Raw genomic sequence first — 15,390 nt, 5'->3', positions numbered from 1 at the left:
TTCAGCGGCGGGGGACGAGGGTGGAGCCCTGGCGGGGGACCTTCCCCATGGGGCCCGTCGGCGGCTGGGGGAGGCCGAAGCTGGTGAAGGCGGTGCGGCTGGGGAGGGGGTAGGGGGTGTTGCCTGTGAGGGAGTTGAGGATGGTGGCGCTGCGCCAGGCGGCGAGGCCGAGGTCGGGGGTGCCCACGCCGTGGGTGTGGGTCTCGGCGTTCTGGACGTAGACCGAGCCGGTGACGGCGGGGTCGAGGACGAGGCGGTGGTCGGCGTCGATGCGGGGGCGTGCACTGGAGTCGCGGCGCAGGTAGGGGTCGATGGCGGCGAGGAGGGTGTCCAGGCGGCGTTCGCGGTAGCCGGTGGCGAGGACGACGGCGTCGGTGGTGAGGCGGGAGCGGGTGCCCTGCTGGGTGTGGTCGAGGTGGAGTTCGACCTTGGTGGTGCCGACGCGGCCCGCGGTGCGGACGAAGACGCCGGGGGTGAGGGTGGCGTCGGGCCAGCCGCCGTCGAGGGTGCGGCGGTAGAGCTCGTCGTGGATGGCGCCGAGGGTGGCGTGGTCGATGGCCTTGTGGAGCTGCCATTGGCCGGGGACGAGGTCGTCGCGGACGCGTTCGGGCAGGGCGTGGAAGTAGCGGGTGTAGTCGGGGGTGAAGTGTTCGAGGCCGAGCTTGCTGTATTCCATGGGGGCGAAGGCGGGGGTGCGGGCGAGCCAGTGGAGACCTTCACGGCCGGCGGGGCGGGCGCGGAGCTGGTCGAGGAAGATCTCGGCGCCCGACTGGCCGGCGCCGATGACGGTGACGTGGTCGGCGGCGAGGAGGGTGTCGCGGTGGGCGAGGTAGTCGGCGGAGTGGATGACGGGGACGGCGGGTGACGCGGCGAGGGGGCGGAGGGGGACGGGGATGTGGGGGGTGGTGCCGATGCCGAGGACGAGGTTGCGGGCGTAGGTGCGGCCGAGGGCTTCGGCTTCGCCGTCGGCGTCGAGCTGGGTGAAGTCGACTTCGAAGAGTTCGCGTTCGGGGTTCCAGCGGACGGCGTCGATCTGGTGGCCGAAGTGGAGGCCCGGCAGGTTTTCGCTGACCCAGCGGCAGTAGGCGTCGTATTCGGCGCGGTGGAGGTGGAAGCGTTCGGCGAAGTAGAAGGGGAAGAGCCGCTCGCGGGTCTTGAGGTAGTTGAGGAAGGTCCAGGGGCTGGCGGGGTCGGCGAGGGTGACCAGGTCGGCGAGGAAGGGGACTTGGAGGGTGGCGCCGTCGATGAGGAGGCCGGGGTGCCAGTGGAAGGCGGGGCGCTGGTCGTAGAAGGCGGTGCGCAGGGTGGTGAGGGGGTGGGCGAGGGCGGCGAGGGAGAGGTTGAAGGGGCCGATGCCGATGCCCGCGAGGTCGAGGGGTTCGTCGGGGCCGGTGGTGTCGGTGGTGTTTTCGGGGCGCGGGGTGGTGCTCATCGGGGCGTGTGGCCTTCCACGAGTTTGAGGAGGGTGGTGAGGTCTCCGGGTTGGGTGTGGGGGTTGAGGAGGGTGGCTTTGAGCCAGAGGCCGGTGGGGGTGGTGGCGCGGCCCAGGACGGCCCGTCCGTCGGTGAGGAGGGTGCGGCGGATGGTGGCGAGGGTGCGGTCGTCGGTGCCGGTGGGGCGGAAGAGGACGGTGCTGAGGCGGGGGCGGGAGTGGAGTTCGTAGCGGGGGTGGGCCTCGATGAGGTCGGCGAGGGTCTGGGCGGCGGCGAGGGTGCGGTCGACGAGTTCGCCGAGGCCGTGGCGGCCGAGGGCCTTGAGGGTGACGGCGATCTTGAGGATGTCGGGGCGGCGGGTGGTGCGCAGTGAGCGGCTGAGCAGGTCGGGGAGGCCGGCTTCGGTGTCGTCGTCGGCGTTGAGGTAGTCGGCCTGGTGGGCGAGGGGGGTCAGGGTGGCGGGGCCGGGGACGGCGAGGAGTCCGGCCGCGACGGGTTGCCAGCCGAGTTTGTGCAGGTCGAGGGTGACGGTGTGGGCGCGGGCGAGGCCGTCCAGGGCGGCGCGGTGGGTGTCGCTGAAGAGGAGGGCTCCGCCGTAGGCGGCGTCGACGTGGAAGCGGGCGCCGTGGTGGTCGGCGAGGTCGGCGAGGGCGGGGAGGGGGTCGATGGCGCCGGAGTCGGTGGTGCCGGCGGTGGCGGTGAGGAGGACGGGGCCGCTGCGTCCGGCGAGGGCGGCGAGTGCGGTGTGGACGGTGTCGGGGGTGAGGACGCCGTCGGGGGTGGGGAGGGTGACGGGTTCGGGGAGGCCGAGGAGCCAGGCGGAGCGGTGGATGCTGTGGTGGGCGTTGGCGCCGCAGACGATCTGGAGGGGGCGGGCGGGCCCGTGGGGGTCGGTCGCGGTGGCGGCGGGGGCGGCGGCTTCGCGGGCGAGGAGGAGGGCGAGCTGGTTGGATTCGGTGCCGCCGGTGGTGATCAGGGCGTCGGGGTCGGTGGCCCGGGGGTAGACCAGCGCGGCGAGGGCGCGGCTGGTGAGGGTTTCGAGGGCGGAGGCGGCGGGGGCCTGGTCCCAGGAGTCCATGGAGGGGTTGAGGGCGCAGGCGGCGAGGTCGGCGGCGGCGGCGAGGGCCAGCGGCGGGCAGTGCAGGTGGGCGGCGCAGTGCGGGTCGGCGGGGTCGGCGGCGCCGGCGGCGAGGGTGTGGACGAGGGTGCGCAGGGCGGTGTGGGGGCCGGTGCCGTGGTCGGGGAGGAGGGGGTGGCAGGCGTCGTGTACGGCGCGGGTGACGGTGGCGGGTCCGCCGTGCGGGAGGGGGCCGGCGCGGTGCTCGGCGCCGGTGGTGAGGGCGTCGAGGACGGTGTCGAGGAGGGGGCGGAGTGCGCGGGGGCCGTTGGTGCCGCCTGCGAGGGCGGTGCCGGCAGGGGGCACAGGCATCAATGTGCTTTTCTGTCAGGGGAGTTGGGGCGTCGGTCCCGTGGGGATCAGCCCTCAGGCAGCGTTAAGTTACTTTCCCTGTACAGCCTGTATCCACTGGTTGTGCGGTCATACCACCCGTAAGTGGTACGGGTGCACCGCCGGAGTTTGGGTGCCGTCATCTGCCGTCACCACCGGCGCGCCGGGCCCGACGCGCCGTCAGAATGGGCTGATGGAGAAGAACACCACGGTGCGCCGGCTCGACCTCGGGTACTTCGTCCGGCCCGCGTCCGAGACGGGTGGCCCCCTGCCGCGGGTGGAGCCCGTACTCGCCTATCTGGTGCGGCGCGAGGAGGGGCTGATCCTGTTCGACACCGGGATCGGGTCCGGTGACGCCGAGGCCGAGGCGCATTACCGCCCGCGGCGGCGGCCGTTGGAGGGTGCGCTCGCGGCGGCCGGCGTCTCGCTCGGGGACATCTCCCTGGTCGTGAACTGCCATCTGCACTTCGACCACTGCGGCGGGAACCCCCTGCTGGGCGGCAGGCCGATCCTGGTGCAGAGCACGGAGTTGGCCGAGGCCCGCGCGGGCGACTACACGATCGACGCGCTCGTCGACTTCCCCGGGGCGGTCTACGAGGAGCTCGACGGCGAGGCCGAGGTCTGGCCGGGGGTCTGGATCGTCCCGACCCCCGGCCATACCGACGGGCACCAGTCGATGGTGGTCCGGGGAGGCGACGGTACGGTGGTCCTCGCCGGCCAGGCCCACGACTTCGCCTCCTCGTTCGCCTCGGACCACCTCGCCCGGCGGGCCGCCCGCGACGGCGTGGCGCAGCCGCTTCCGCCGTACCGGCCATGGCTGGACCGGCTCGCCGACTTCGCTCCCCGGCGTGTGCTGTTCGCCCACGACTGCTCGGTCTGGGAACCGTCCGGGCACAGCGGCTGAGGTCTCCGGCCACGCCGTCCCGGGTCCCCGGGCTCCGGGCTCCGCTCCCGGGGGCCGAGGGGCACCGTCCCGCTCACCGCGCGAGGGCGGCCGGGGTCGGGACGGCACTCCCCCGGTCGTCAGGCGTCAGGCGCCGTCGGCTGCCGCGCGGACCTTCAGCGCCCGGCGCAGATCGTCGAGCTGGTCGATGAGCTTGCGGCGCAGGGCGGGGGTCGGGTCGCCGTCGGCGAGGCAGGCTTCGCCGAGCCGGAGGGTGTGCTCCTCGGCGAAGACGGCCGGGAAGGCGTAGCGGCCCGCGGCGTCGGCGAGGGCGGGGCCGCGGGCGGCGGCGAGGGCGGGGACGTCGGTGAAGTAGCGGGGGACGTAGGGGCGCAGCAGGTCGAGCTGCTCGGGGGCCCAGAAGCCGGCGGCGGTCGCGGTGAACAGGTAGTTGGAGAGCGCTTCCTTGTCGTCGGTGGTGAACAGGGCGTCCCAGGCGGCCTGTTTGGCGGCCGGGTCGGGCAGCGCGGCGCGGCAGCGGGCGGCGCCCTCGCGGCCGGTGGCGCTGGGGTCGCGGGCGAGTTCGGCGTCGATGGCGGCGCGCAGCTCGTCGAGCGGCGAGGCGCCGAGGGTGGCGAGCCGGCCGAGGATGCGCCAGCGCAGTTCCGGGTCGAGGCGGGGGCCGCCGGGGACGCTGCCGTCGTCGAGCCAGTCCTGGATGCCTTCGGGGGTGGTGGCGCTGTCGATGAAGGCGCGGACGGCAGTGAGCCGCAGCCCCGCCTCGGAGCCGTGCTCGGGGCCTTCGGTGCGGCGGAGTATGTCGCGGCTGAGGGCGGTGAGCGTGGTGAGAGCGGCGTGGCGCGGGCCGGGGGCGCCGCCCGGTTCCTGCGCGGCCGCGGGACCCGCGGCGAGGTAGCGGTCGGCGATCTGCGTGCGGGCGAAGGCCAGGACGCCCTGGACGACGGCGAGATCGGTCTCGTACGGGAGGTGGGCGCGGGCGGCGTCCAGGTAGGCGGTGGGGGCGAGTTCGCCGTCGCGGACCATGTCGCGGGCGGCGTTCCACACCACGGCGCGGGTCAGCGGGTCGGGCAGCCCGGACAGTGCGCCGAGGGCGGTGTCCCAGGAGACGGGGTCGAGGCGGACCTTGGCGTAGGTGAGGTCCTGGTCGTTGAGGAGCAGCAGGGCGGGGCGGCCGCCCGTACCGGTGTGGGTACCGCCGTCGGGCACGTCCCGGGACAGCGGCTCGCGCGGGAGCAGGCGGCCGGGGGCGGTGCGGTCGTGGTCGTAGAGGCCGATGGTGAGCCGGTGCGGGCGGGTGCGGGTCTGTGGGCCCTCGGCGTACGCGGCTGCGGTGTGCTCGCCGTCGGGCTGCGTGCTTCCGGGCTGAGTGCTTCCGGTCTGTTCGACGGAGACGCTCCAGTGGCCGTCCGGGCCCTCCTCGACGACGGGGGCCAGGGTGTCGACCCCGGTGGTGCGCAGCCAGCTCTCGGCCCAGGCGTGGACGTCGCGGTCGGTGGCGCGGGAGAGGGAGTCGATGAAGTCGGCGAGGGTGGCGTTGCCGAAGCGGTGCCGGGCGAAGTGGTCGTTGATGCCGGCGAGGAACTCCTTCTCCCCCATCCAGGCGACGAGTTGGCGCAGGGCGGAGGCACCCTTGGCGTAGGAGATCCCGTCGAAGTTGAGGAGCGCGGAGGCGGTGTCGGGGACGTCCTCGGGGGCCGGGGCGACGGGGTGGGTGGAGGGGCGCTGGTCGGCGTCGTAGCCCCAGCCCTTGCGCGCGATCGCGAAGTCGGTCCAGGTGTCCGTGAAGCGGGTCGCCTCGGCCAGGACCTGGTAGCCCATGTACTCCGCGAACGACTCGTTCAGCCAGATGTCGTCCCACCACTTCAGGGTGACGAGGTCGCCGAACCACATGTGGGCCATCTCGTGCGAGATGACCATGCCGCGGGTCTGGCGTTCGGTGTCGGTGACGGCGGAGCGGAAGACGAACTCGTCCCGGAACGTGACCAGGCCCGGGTTCTCCATGGCGCCGGCGTTGAACTCGGGGACGAATGCCTGGTCGTACGAGTCGAAGGGGTAGGGCTCGTCGAAGATCTCGTGATAGCGGTCGAAGCAGCTACGGGTGAGGCCGAGGATTTCGTCGGCGTCGGCGTCCAGGTGCGGGGCCAGGGAGCGGCGGCAGTGGATGCCGAAGGGCAGGCCGGCGTGTTCGGTGCGTACGGAGTGCCAGGGGCCGGCGGCGACGGCGACGAGGTAGGTGCTGATCAGGGGGGTTGCGGCGAGGGTCCAGTGGCCGGGGTCGCCCTGGGTGGCGATGCCGTTGCCCAGGACCGTCCAGTCGGTGGGGGCGGTGACGGTGAGGGCGAAGACGGCCTTGAGGTCGGGCTGGTCGAAGGCGGCGAAGACGCGCTGGACGTCCTCCATGAACAGCTGGGTGTAGACGTAGGTCTCGCCGTCGGCCGGGTCGGTGAAGCGGTGCATGCCTTCGCCGGTGCGGGAGAAGCGCATGGTGGCGTCCAGGCGCAGTTCGTGGGCGCCCGGGGTGAGGCCGCTGAGCGGGAGGCGGTTGCCGTCGAGGGCCGCGGGGTCGAGGGGGTGGCCGTCGAGGGTGGCGGAGTGCAGCTCGGCCGGTTTGACCTCGACGAAGGTGTCGCCGTCTGCGTGCGCGGTGAAGTGGATGACCGTACGGGAGCCGAAGAGGTCCTCGCCTTGGGTGAGGTCGAGGGCGATGTCGTAACGGTGGACGTCGATGAGCTGGGAACGGGTCTGCGCCTCGTTGCGCTGCAGTGCGGGCATGACGTCATGCTGCCGTACCCCCTGGCGGGGGTGCATCCGTGTTCTGGGGGCCGGTGTTTGTCTGCGGGTGCGTTGTGGCTGGGCGCGCAGTTCCCCGCGCCCCTTTGGGGCGCCGTTGTGAGGGGCCGTCTCGGAGCCGTAACAGGGATCGGTACGGCGGGACGGCCGCCGACGCGCGGTGGTCGGAGGGGATGTCCGGTGCCCCGCCCGCAGGACCGGAGCGAACGCCGGGTCGACTTCCGCACGTACCAGATGCGCCCGCGCCGTGGGGGCACCTCCCGGCCGAAGGCTGGGGGAGGGGTACCGGGCGTCCCCTCCGGCCCCCCCCACCCACCGGGAATGGGCGAAACGGCCCCAGCCACAGGCGACCCGCACCAAGACCATCCAGCGAAGCGACCCCGTGCCCGGCGCAAGCCACCCCCCACCCCCGCCCCCGTCAGCCGTTCCAGCCCCTGACCAACGGTGGGTCGTCCGGGTCGGGGATCTGGGTGGACCAGCCGCCGGGGACGTTGTGGGTCTGGCGGTCGCGGAAGCGTACGGGGGCGGTGCCGACGCGGCGGGTGAAGAGGCGGCTGAAGTAGGCGGGGTCGTCGTAGCCGACGCGGCGGGCCACGGCGGCGACCGGGAGTTCGGTGGCGACCAGGAGTTCCTTCGCGCGGCCCAGGCGGATGCCCAGCAGGTAGTCCTTGGGGCTGCAGCCGGCGCCGCGTCGTACGGCGGTGCGGAGTTCGGTGGGGGTCATGCCGTGCCGGGCGGCGTGTTCGGCGACGGAGAGGGGCAGGAACGCGTCGCGGGCGAGCGCCTGGAGGACCGGGTCGCCGTCGGCGTCGGTGTCGGCGCGTGCGCGGCGCAGGGCGACGAGGAGTTCGTGGACCGCGGCCGAGGTCTCCACCTCCAGCAGGGGGTTGCCGCGCCGTGCCGCGCGGGCGATGCGTCCGATGGCGGTCCGGGCGGGGCCGGTGTCCGCGAGGGGGACGACGGGGCGGTCGGGTTCGATGTAGCCGAGTTCGGTGTAGGTGGCGGTGGCCGGGCCGGTGAAGTCGACGAAGCTCTCGTCCCAGCCGGTGTCCGGGTCGGCGCCGTAGTGGTGCGGTATTCCCGGCACGATCCACAGGAGGGCGGGTGCGGTCACCGTGTGGCGGTGGCCGTCGGGGGTGGTGAACCAGCCGCGGCCGGCGCTGATGACGAGGGCGACGTGGTGGTCGAGGGTGCGGGGACCGACCGCGGGCAGGGTGCCGTGCTGGAGGCCGACCCCCAGGCACACCAGGCCGAGCCGGTGGTGGACCGGGCTCGGGGTGAAGTAGCGCATCCAGGTGTGGTACATGCCCGTACCTCTCCGTACCGCTTCGCCGGACCGTCGAACCGTCCAATCACGATCGATCTTTGTCCATGGACCGTCACACCGCCAGAGGGCGAGGGTGGCCGGGGAGCGGGCGCCCCCGGGTCGGTGGCGCGCGGGAGACGACACAGGGGCGGGTGACGTGACGCGGTTCGAGGTGGGCGAGCGGGACTTCTTGGTGGACGGGCGGCCGGTGCGGCTGCTGTCCGGGGCGTTGCACTACTTCCGGGTGCACGAGGCGCAGTGGGACCACCGGCTGGCGATGCTCCGGGCGATGGGCCTGAACTGTGTGGAGACCTATGTGCCGTGGAATCTGCACGAGCCGCGGCCGGGCGAGTTCCGGGATCCGGAGGCGTTGGGGCGGTTCCTGGACGCGGTGCGGGCGGCGGGGCTGTGGGCGATCGTGCGGCCGGGTCCGTACATCTGCGCGGAGTGGGAGAACGGCGGGCTGCCGCACTGGCTGACCGGGCCGTTGGGGCGGCGGGTGCGGACCCGGGACGCGGCGTTTCTGCGGGCCGTGGACGCCTGGTTCGCGCGGCTGTTGCCGCAGGTGGTGGCGCGGGAGTGCGGGGCCGGCGGCCCGGTGATCATGGTGCAGGCGGAGAACGAGTACGGCTCGTACGGCAGCGACGGCGCGTATCTGGCGCACCTCGTGGCGCGGTTGCGGGCGCTGGGGGTGCGGGTGCCGCTGTGCACGTCGGACGGGCCCGAGGACCACATGCTGACCGGTGGTTCGGTGCCGGGTCTGCCGGCCACGGTCAATTTCGGTTCCGGGGCGCGGGAGGCGCTGGCGGCGCTGCGGCGCCATCAGGCGCGGGGGCCGCTGATGTGCATGGAGTTCTGGTGCGGGTGGTTCGCGCACTGGGGGCAGGGCCAGGTGCCGCGCGCTCCGGAGGATGCCGCGGCGGCGCTGCGGGAGATCCTGGAGTGCGGTGCGTCGGTCAACATCTACCTGGCGCACGGCGGGACGAACTTCGGCGGCTGGGCGGGGGCGAACCGGGCCGGTGAGCTCCATGACGGGGCGCTGCGGTCGACGGTCACCTCGTACGACTACGGGGCGCCGGTCGATGAGCGTGGCCGTCCGACGGAGAAGTTCTGGCGGTTCCGGGAGGTGCTGGCCGAGTGGGCGGACGGGCCGCTGCCGCGGGTGCCGGAGCCGTTGCCGGTGCTGGCGGAGCCGGTGCGTGCGGTGGTCGGCGAGTGGGCGGGTGCCGGGGACGTGATGGGGGCGCTGGGCGGTGCGGAGGCCGAGGGGGGCGGGCCGGCGACGTTCGAGGAGCTGGGGGTGGACCGGGGGGTGGTCCGCTACCGGGTCGAGGTGCCGGGGCCGCGTGCCGCGCGGCCGCTGCGGGTGCTCGGGCTGCGGGACCGGGCGGTGGTGTGGGTCGACGGGGTGCGCGGGCCGGTGGTGGACACCGAGGACGCCGTGCTGGGGGAGGTGGCCGGGCCCGCGTCGGTGGAGGTGTGGGTGGCGTCGCTGGGGCGGGTCAACTACGGCCCGCGGCTGGGTGAGTCGAAGGGGATCACGGGCGGGCTGCTGCACGAGCGGCAGTTCCTGCACGGTGTCCGGTCGCGGGGGCTGCGGCTGGACGCGATGGAGGAGCCGGGGGCGCTGGCGCGGGTGCCGTTCGAAGCGGTGGCGGAGGCGGCGGGGGCTCCGGGGCTGTACCGGGGGTCGGTGACGGTGGCCGGGCGGCCGGGTGACGCGGATCTCGTGCTGCCGGGGTGGAGCCATGGGTTCGCCTGGATCAACGGGTTCTGTCTGGGGCGCTATTGGGCCCTCGGACCGCAGCGGACGCTGTATGTGCCGGGGCCGGTGCTGCGCGAGGGCGCCAACGAGCTGCTGTTGTGGGAGTGGGAGGGCGCCCCGGCCCCGGTGGACGAGGCGGGGGCGCCCGGTCTGTATCCCTGCGCGGGCGGGCGCTGAGGTTCCGTGCGCCCCGTGGTTCAGATCTCGCGGACCTCGAAGGTGTCCAGGACGAACTCCGCGGTCCCGTCGTCGGCCACCTTGCGCAGTCCCACCCATGCCTCGCCGCCGTCCGGTGCGGTGAACTCGTAGGTGTGGGTGGCGGGGTGGACGGCGGCGGGCAGGGGGGTGCGGGTGAGTTCGCGGGGCGCGGGGGTGTCGACGGCGGTGACCCAGGCGTACTGGCCGGCTTTCTCGTTCTCGTAGCGGAGGGTGACGCGGTAGCGGCGGCCGGGGGTGAAGCGGACGGTGTGCGGGAGGGTCCGGTAGACGAGTCCGGTGTTCTCGCCGCGTGACTTGAGCGACTGGGCGCCGTCGATGACGTCGTCGACGGCCTTGCCGTTCCAGCCGCGCCGGGTGAAGGGGGCGTGCCGCTGGGCGAGGTGGGTGCGGGGGTCGGTGCTGCCGCCCGCGTCGCCCTTGGCGAAGACGCCCCAGCCCTGGGGCACGTGCTCGAAGTCCTCGTGGACCAGGGTGCCCTCGCGGGTGGTGGTCCTGGCGGGTACGACGCGGAGGTTGTCGAAGCGGACCCGGGCCCGGCCGGCCGCGGCGGTCAGGGCCAGGGTGACGGGGCCGCCGCCCTCGGGGACGGTGAAGTGCGTGAAGAGGCGCTGGAAGCGGGTGCCGGACTTGCGGTCGGCGGCTACGTAGTTGCCCGCGGTGGAGGTGTCGGTCCAGTTGGCGGCGGTGACGCCGTCGGCGGTGCGGATCTCCAGGGCGGCCCGCCGTCGCTCGCCCGCGGTGGCGCCGACCTCGACCTGGACGGAGGCGGCGTAGTCGCCGGGGGCGAGGCGGGCGAGGCGCTGGGCGACGCGGGCGGCGGCGCCCGCGCCGATGACCAGTTCGTAGTCGCCCCGGTCGCTGAGCCGGACCGCGGCCGGGCCGGTGACCTGCCGGCCGGCGAGGTCGCCGGAGTGGAAGCCGGGGTCGGTCAGGGGGGTGCCCTCGCCCCAGTGGGGGTCCTTCGGGGCGGGGGCCTTGGTGCGGTGGACGACGTAGGCGACGCCGGGCCGGGCGGTGAGGGTGATCCTGCCGCCGTTCACGGGGATCGGGGTCTCGTCGGTGCGGCCCTGGTCGGTGAGGCGGTAGGCGTGGACGGCCGCGGTGTCCGTCCAGCCGCGGGGCAGGGTCCAGGTGGTGGTGCCGCCGCGGGGGTTGTAGTGGTAGAGCCGGTGCGGGTCGGTGGCCCGGCGGGGTTCCCAGGGGAGCAGGTAGGTGCCGTCGTCGTAGACCAGCCGGCCGTCGGTGGTGATCTTGCGGGTGCCGCCCGCGTCGCTGACGGAGGTGGCGGTGGGGCCCTCGAAGGTGATCTCGTGCGGGCCCCAGGTCCTGATCGGGTACGCCTGGAGGTATTTGGCGGGCAGCGCGTCGGTCCAGATGATCGTGTGGAACGCGTTCCAGTCGGTCTTGCCCACCCAGCCCTCGAAGTTGCCCATCCGGGGGTTGCCGAGCAGGGTGGGCCACTTGTCGGCGAAGACGTCCTTGTGGTGGTTCCGCAGGAAGCGGATCAGCCGGGAGTTGATGCCGCGGGAGGTGTCGGGGCCGTAGTCGGTCTCGTTCGCCCAGTGCGACCACAGGGCGGAGCGTTCCAGGCCGTGGCCCCATTCGGTGGCGATCCGCCAGCCCTGGTCGCGCAGGTGGCGCTGCAGCCGGTCGGAGTTCCAGCCGGACTCGCGGAACACGTCGAGGTAGACGGTGTCGAGCGCGGGGTCGGTCTCCTCGCGCAGCTGGGCGAAGCGCCGGGCGATGTCGCCGGAGACCAGGTCGCGGCGGGCGTCGATGCGGTAGGACTGGTCGAGCCAGTCCCACTGCTTGTCGTCCTTGTCGACGAGCTGCTCGGAGAAGGCGTGGGCGACGGGGTAGGACTCGGTGGCGTTGACGTGCACCGCGAAGTCGCTGTTCCACTTCTTGCCGGCGCGCAGCAGGGTGTTGAGGTCGGCGAGGCCGCCGGCCCGGGTGTTGTAGTTGCCGCCGTAGTCGGGGTGGGCGGAGTCGTGGCCTTCGGACTGGTAGCCCTTGAGGAGGGTGAACTGCCGCAGCCCGTCGGTGGCCAGGGCGATCCGTTTGACGTTGTCGAGGGTGGCGAGGAACGGGTTGGTGGCCTGGCTGGCGAAGTTGAACGGGATGTGCGGGACGACCCGCAGGTGCTGCTCGGCGGCGCCCGGCGGCATGACCATGATGTCGCGCAGGGCGATGGCGGCGTCCTGCCAGTCGGTCCTGCCGTCGCCGTTGCGGTCGCGGGTGACGATGACGGTCGCGTACGGCAGCGGGTCGGTGGCGTCCCGGGGCTGCCCGGCCGCCCGGTGGGTCCACTGGCCGCAGGACAGCCGGGCCTCGACGAAGCCGTCGCCTCTGGTGGTCTGCCGCCACAGGCGGCCGTTCTCCCAGGTGGTGGCGCCGGCGGGGGTGTCGTAGCAGGTGTTGGTCTCGACGGCGGCGGCCAGGGCGTCGGTGGCGACGACGGCGTAGGCGCATCCGGTGGGTGCGGCGTCGACGGGGGTGGTGTCGGTGACCCGCACCAGGGTGTCGCCGCTCGTGGCCTTGTCGAGTGCGATCCGGGCGGCCAGCAGGGTGGCGCCGGGCTGGTCGCTGCGGACGCTCAGCAGGGCGAGCCCGGGGATCTCCAGGGTGCCGACGGGCAGCGCCGGGGTGTCGGCGATGCCGGTGACCCGCCAGGTCGTGCGGTGGCCCCGGACGGCGATCTCGACGGTGATCGTGGTGCCGCCGTCGAAGGCGAGGGTGTAGGTGGCGCGGTCGGCGCGGGCGTGGTGGGTGACGCGGGGGGTGTGGGCGGTGCCGTCGAGGAGGACCTGGGTGACGGGGGCGGTCTGGCCGTGCAGGACGGCGCCGGTGCCGCGGTCGGTGTAGGAGACGACGCGGGGGAAGGCGGTGTCGACGCGGACCTCCAGCGCGTCGGACCGGAGCTGTGCCTCGCCGGCACGGGGTGCGGCGGTGGCGGGGTGGGTGCCGAGCGGGAGGGCGCCGGCGGCCCCGGCGAGCGCGGTGGCGGCGACGACCTGTCGGCGGCTGGGCCCGTGCGGGGCGGCTGTCTGTTCGTTCACGCGCGCTGTCCTCCTCCGTGGCGGCACTGCCTGTCGGCGGACAGCGTGCTGCGCGTGCGGGCGGGGCGCCTATGGACAAAGGAGGGGCAGGTGTTGGACAGATGTGGGCGGGCCGGGGCGGCGGTGCGGGCGGGCCGCGGGGGTCCGTGACGCCGAGAGCCGGTCCCGCGCGGAAACGGCGTGGCCGGGGCCCCGCGGTGCCACCGTCCGGTGCCGCCGTCAGGCCGTCGCGCCGTCGTCGAGGGGCAGTACGGCGGTGAGTTCCCAGCCGCCCTCGGCGGCGGGGCCCGCGAGGAGCCGGCCGCCCATCGCCTCGGCCCGCTCGGTGAGGCCGGCCAGGCCGAAGCCGCCGCCGCGGGCCTGTTCGCCCAGGCGGGCCGGGCTGCCGCCGTCGTTGGCGATGCGCAGCTCCGCGCCGGAGGGGACGGACCGCAGGCCGATCCGTACCGCCGTGGCGTCCGCCGCGTGCTTGCGGACGTTGGTCAGCGCCTCGCGCACGATGCGGTAGACCGCCGCGGCCACGTCGTCGGGCAGCGCCTCGGCCAGGCCCTTGTCGAGGGAGAGGACGACCGGCGGGCCGGTACGGGCGAACGCCTCGGTCAGCGCGCAGACCTCGGCGAGCCCGGCGACCGGCTGGGGATGTACCCCGTCCTCGCGCAGCACCCGCACCAGCCGCCGCATCGCGCCCAGCGCCTCGCTGCCGGAGGCCTCGATGCGTTCGAGGGTGGGTCCGGCCTGCCGTCCGTCGAGGGCGGCGAAGCGGGCGGCGCGGGCCTGGACGACGATGCCGGTGACGTGGTGGGCGACCAGGTCGTGCAGCTCCCGCGCCAGTTCCAGGCGCTCGGCGGCCCGGACGGCGGCGAGTTCCCGCAGCCGCCGGGCGTCCTGCCGGCGCAGGATCGTGGAGTACGCGGCGACGACCGCGGTGACCACGGCGGAGACGACGGTGAACAGGCCGGGCCGGACGTCCCGCAGCGGGGCGAGGACGCAGGCCAGGCCCAGCAGCGGGCCGAGGACGGCGGCGGTGCGGCCGGGGGCGCGGCGGATCACGGCGGTGAGCAGGACGAGCAGGGCGATGCCCTCGCCCAGGCCCCACACCTCCCGCGGGTGCTGCCCGGCGATCAGCACCGCCGACGCGCTGAGGGAGACCGCGGCGGCGGTGCCGGCGCGGGCGGCCGGCGGGATCCGGGCGGCGGGCACGGCGCAGAGGCAGACGACGAGGCCGGCGGCCACCACGACCAGGTGCGGACCGGTGGGCCGGCGGGCCGTCGCCACGGCCTCGAACCCGACGAGGAGCAGCAGCGCCACCGCCGGCGCGGCCCGGGCGGCGACGGCTTCCCGCGGGTGGGCGTCGGCCCACCGCGTCGGCCGGCTCCTGGGGGCGTCCCGCCGGGCGCGGCCGGGTCCGGCGCCCGGGACGCGCCGGATGCCGGTGCCCTCGCCGTGCTCGGTCACGACGTGCCGGAGGACAGGCCGCTCTGCCAGGCCCAGAAGGCGACCTCGACCCGGTTGCGGGCGTCCAGCTTGTGCTGCACGTTCGCCAGATGGGACTTGACCGTCGACAGCGACAGGTAGAGGGCGCCGGCGATCTCGGCGTTGGTCCGGCCGCCGGCCAGCGCCTGGACGACGTCGCGTTCGCGGTCGGTGAGCGGCTCGGAGGGGGTGCGGGCCGCCCGGCCGGTACGGCCCGCCGGGGCCAGGTCGCGCAGCAGCCGGGCGGTGACCGCGGGCGACAGCAGCGAGTGGCCGGCGGCCGCGGCCCGCACGGCCTCCACGAGCAGTGCGGGGCTGGCGTCCTTGAGGAGAAAGCCCGAGGCACCGCCGTGCAGCGCGGCGTGCACGTATTCGTCCAGGTCGAAGGTGGTGACGATGACGATGCGGGGGGTGTGCGCGCGCTCGGGGCGGCCGGCGGCGCGCCCGGTCAGCCGGCGGGTGACCTCCAGGCCGTCGGTCCGGGGCATCCGGATGTCCAGCAGCAGCACGTCGGGGCGCAGCCGGTCGACGGCGTCGAGGGCGGCCTCGCCGTCGGTGACGTCGGCGAGGACCCGGATGTCGTCCTGGCTCTCCAGGACCATCCGGAAGCCCATCCGGACCACTTCCTGGTCGTCCGCGATCACCACACTGATCGGCATGTCGTTCCTCCTCGGCGCCCTCGGGGTCCCGGCTCCGTGTCCGCCCCCGTGCCCGGTGTGCTCACGGGCCGCGGGCCGGCCGTCCGGGGCGCGCCGGTCAGCCCCGGACCGCGTTCGAGGGCTCGTCGGACGGCAGCTCGACGGCGTCGTGGGGGCCGCCGAGCAGCACATAGGCGAGGGTCGCGGCGGAGGCGGCGAGGAGCAGTGCGGCGAGGACCGTCGTACGGCGGTCGCGGTCGTGTGCCGGGGGGCGGGGGCGGTGCTCGGTGGTCATACCGTTCACCGTAGGAAGCCGTGGCGGGGGCCGCCCATAGGCCGTCCGGTCATCCGTGACG

At 74.5% G+C, this 15,390-nt stretch carries 10 protein-coding genes; 2 read left to right on the top strand and 8 right to left on the bottom strand.

The window, feature by feature from the left end:
* Position 1 precedes the first annotated feature (1 nt).
* Both K7396_RS27170 and K7396_RS27165 read right to left on the bottom strand, forming a co-directional pair.
* Positions 2–1,432 (bottom strand): lysine N(6)-hydroxylase/L-ornithine N(5)-oxygenase family protein, encoded by a 1,431-nt coding sequence (locus K7396_RS27170; RefSeq protein WP_152105222.1) that lies wholly within the window; start codon positions 1,430–1,432, stop codon positions 2–4.
* Positions 1,429–2,862, bottom strand: coding sequence for a pyridoxal phosphate-dependent decarboxylase family protein (locus K7396_RS27165; protein WP_152105223.1), 1,434 nt, complete (start codon positions 2,860–2,862; stop codon positions 1,429–1,431). The genes K7396_RS27170 and K7396_RS27165 overlap by 4 nt, the downstream gene beginning before the upstream one ends.
* 211 nt (positions 2,863–3,073) lie before the next feature.
* Here K7396_RS27165 and K7396_RS27160 point away from each other — a divergent pair, with 211 nt between their 5' ends.
* Positions 3,074–3,784 (top strand): N-acyl homoserine lactonase family protein, encoded by a 711-nt coding sequence (locus K7396_RS27160; RefSeq protein WP_086718785.1) that lies wholly within the window; start codon positions 3,074–3,076, stop codon positions 3,782–3,784.
* A gap of 126 nt (positions 3,785–3,910) precedes the next feature.
* On the opposite strand, the gene pepN is transcribed toward K7396_RS27160, so the two are convergent.
* Both pepN and K7396_RS27150 read right to left on the bottom strand, forming a co-directional pair.
* Positions 3,911–6,556, bottom strand: coding sequence for an aminopeptidase N (pepN, locus tag K7396_RS27155; RefSeq protein ID WP_152105224.1), 2,646 nt, complete (start codon positions 6,554–6,556; stop codon positions 3,911–3,913).
* 436 nt (positions 6,557–6,992) lie between these two features.
* On the bottom strand, positions 6,993–7,880 hold the full coding sequence (locus K7396_RS27150; protein ID WP_152105225.1) for a helix-turn-helix domain-containing protein: 888 nt from the start codon (positions 7,878–7,880) through the stop codon (positions 6,993–6,995).
* 157 nt (positions 7,881–8,037) lie between these two features.
* Between K7396_RS27150 and K7396_RS27145 the strand changes: the two genes are divergently transcribed.
* The gene (locus K7396_RS27145; RefSeq protein ID WP_223660216.1) at positions 8,038–9,822 is read left to right on the top strand and encodes a glycoside hydrolase family 35 protein; all 1,785 of its coding nucleotides are present in this window, start codon (positions 8,038–8,040) and stop codon (positions 9,820–9,822) included.
* A 20-nt stretch (positions 9,823–9,842) separates the two neighbouring features.
* Here the strand turns inward: K7396_RS27145 and K7396_RS27140 are convergent, their stop codons facing one another.
* The 4 genes from K7396_RS27140 to K7396_RS27125 all read right to left on the bottom strand — a co-directional run bounded on the left by K7396_RS27140 (position 9,843) and on the right by K7396_RS27125 (position 15,329).
* Positions 9,843–12,923 carry an endo-alpha-N-acetylgalactosaminidase family protein gene (locus K7396_RS27140; RefSeq protein ID WP_152105227.1) on the bottom strand — a complete coding sequence of 1,027 codons (3,081 nt, stop codon included), beginning with the start codon at positions 12,921–12,923 and terminating at the stop codon, positions 9,843–9,845.
* Between the two features lie 219 nt (positions 12,924–13,142).
* A complete protein-coding gene (locus K7396_RS27135) occupies positions 13,143–14,231 on the bottom strand; it encodes a sensor histidine kinase (RefSeq protein ID WP_223660428.1) in 1,089 nt (362 codons plus the stop codon).
* 143 nt (positions 14,232–14,374) lie between these two features.
* Positions 14,375–15,055, bottom strand: a complete 681-nt coding sequence (locus tag K7396_RS27130) for a response regulator (RefSeq protein WP_086719734.1) — start codon at positions 15,053–15,055, stop codon at positions 14,375–14,377.
* Positions 15,056–15,152: 97 nt separating this feature from the next.
* Positions 15,153–15,329 carry a hypothetical protein gene (locus K7396_RS27125; RefSeq protein WP_158101169.1) on the bottom strand — a complete coding sequence of 59 codons (177 nt, stop codon included), beginning with the start codon at positions 15,327–15,329 and terminating at the stop codon, positions 15,153–15,155.
* Positions 15,330–15,390: the final 61 nt, after the last annotated feature.

The sequence above is a fragment of the Streptomyces angustmyceticus genome (assembly GCF_019933235.1).
GTDB classification, from domain to species: Bacteria; Actinomycetota; Actinomycetes; order Streptomycetales; family Streptomycetaceae; genus Streptomyces; species Streptomyces angustmyceticus.
This window is presented reverse-complemented; position numbering and strand designations above follow the sequence as displayed.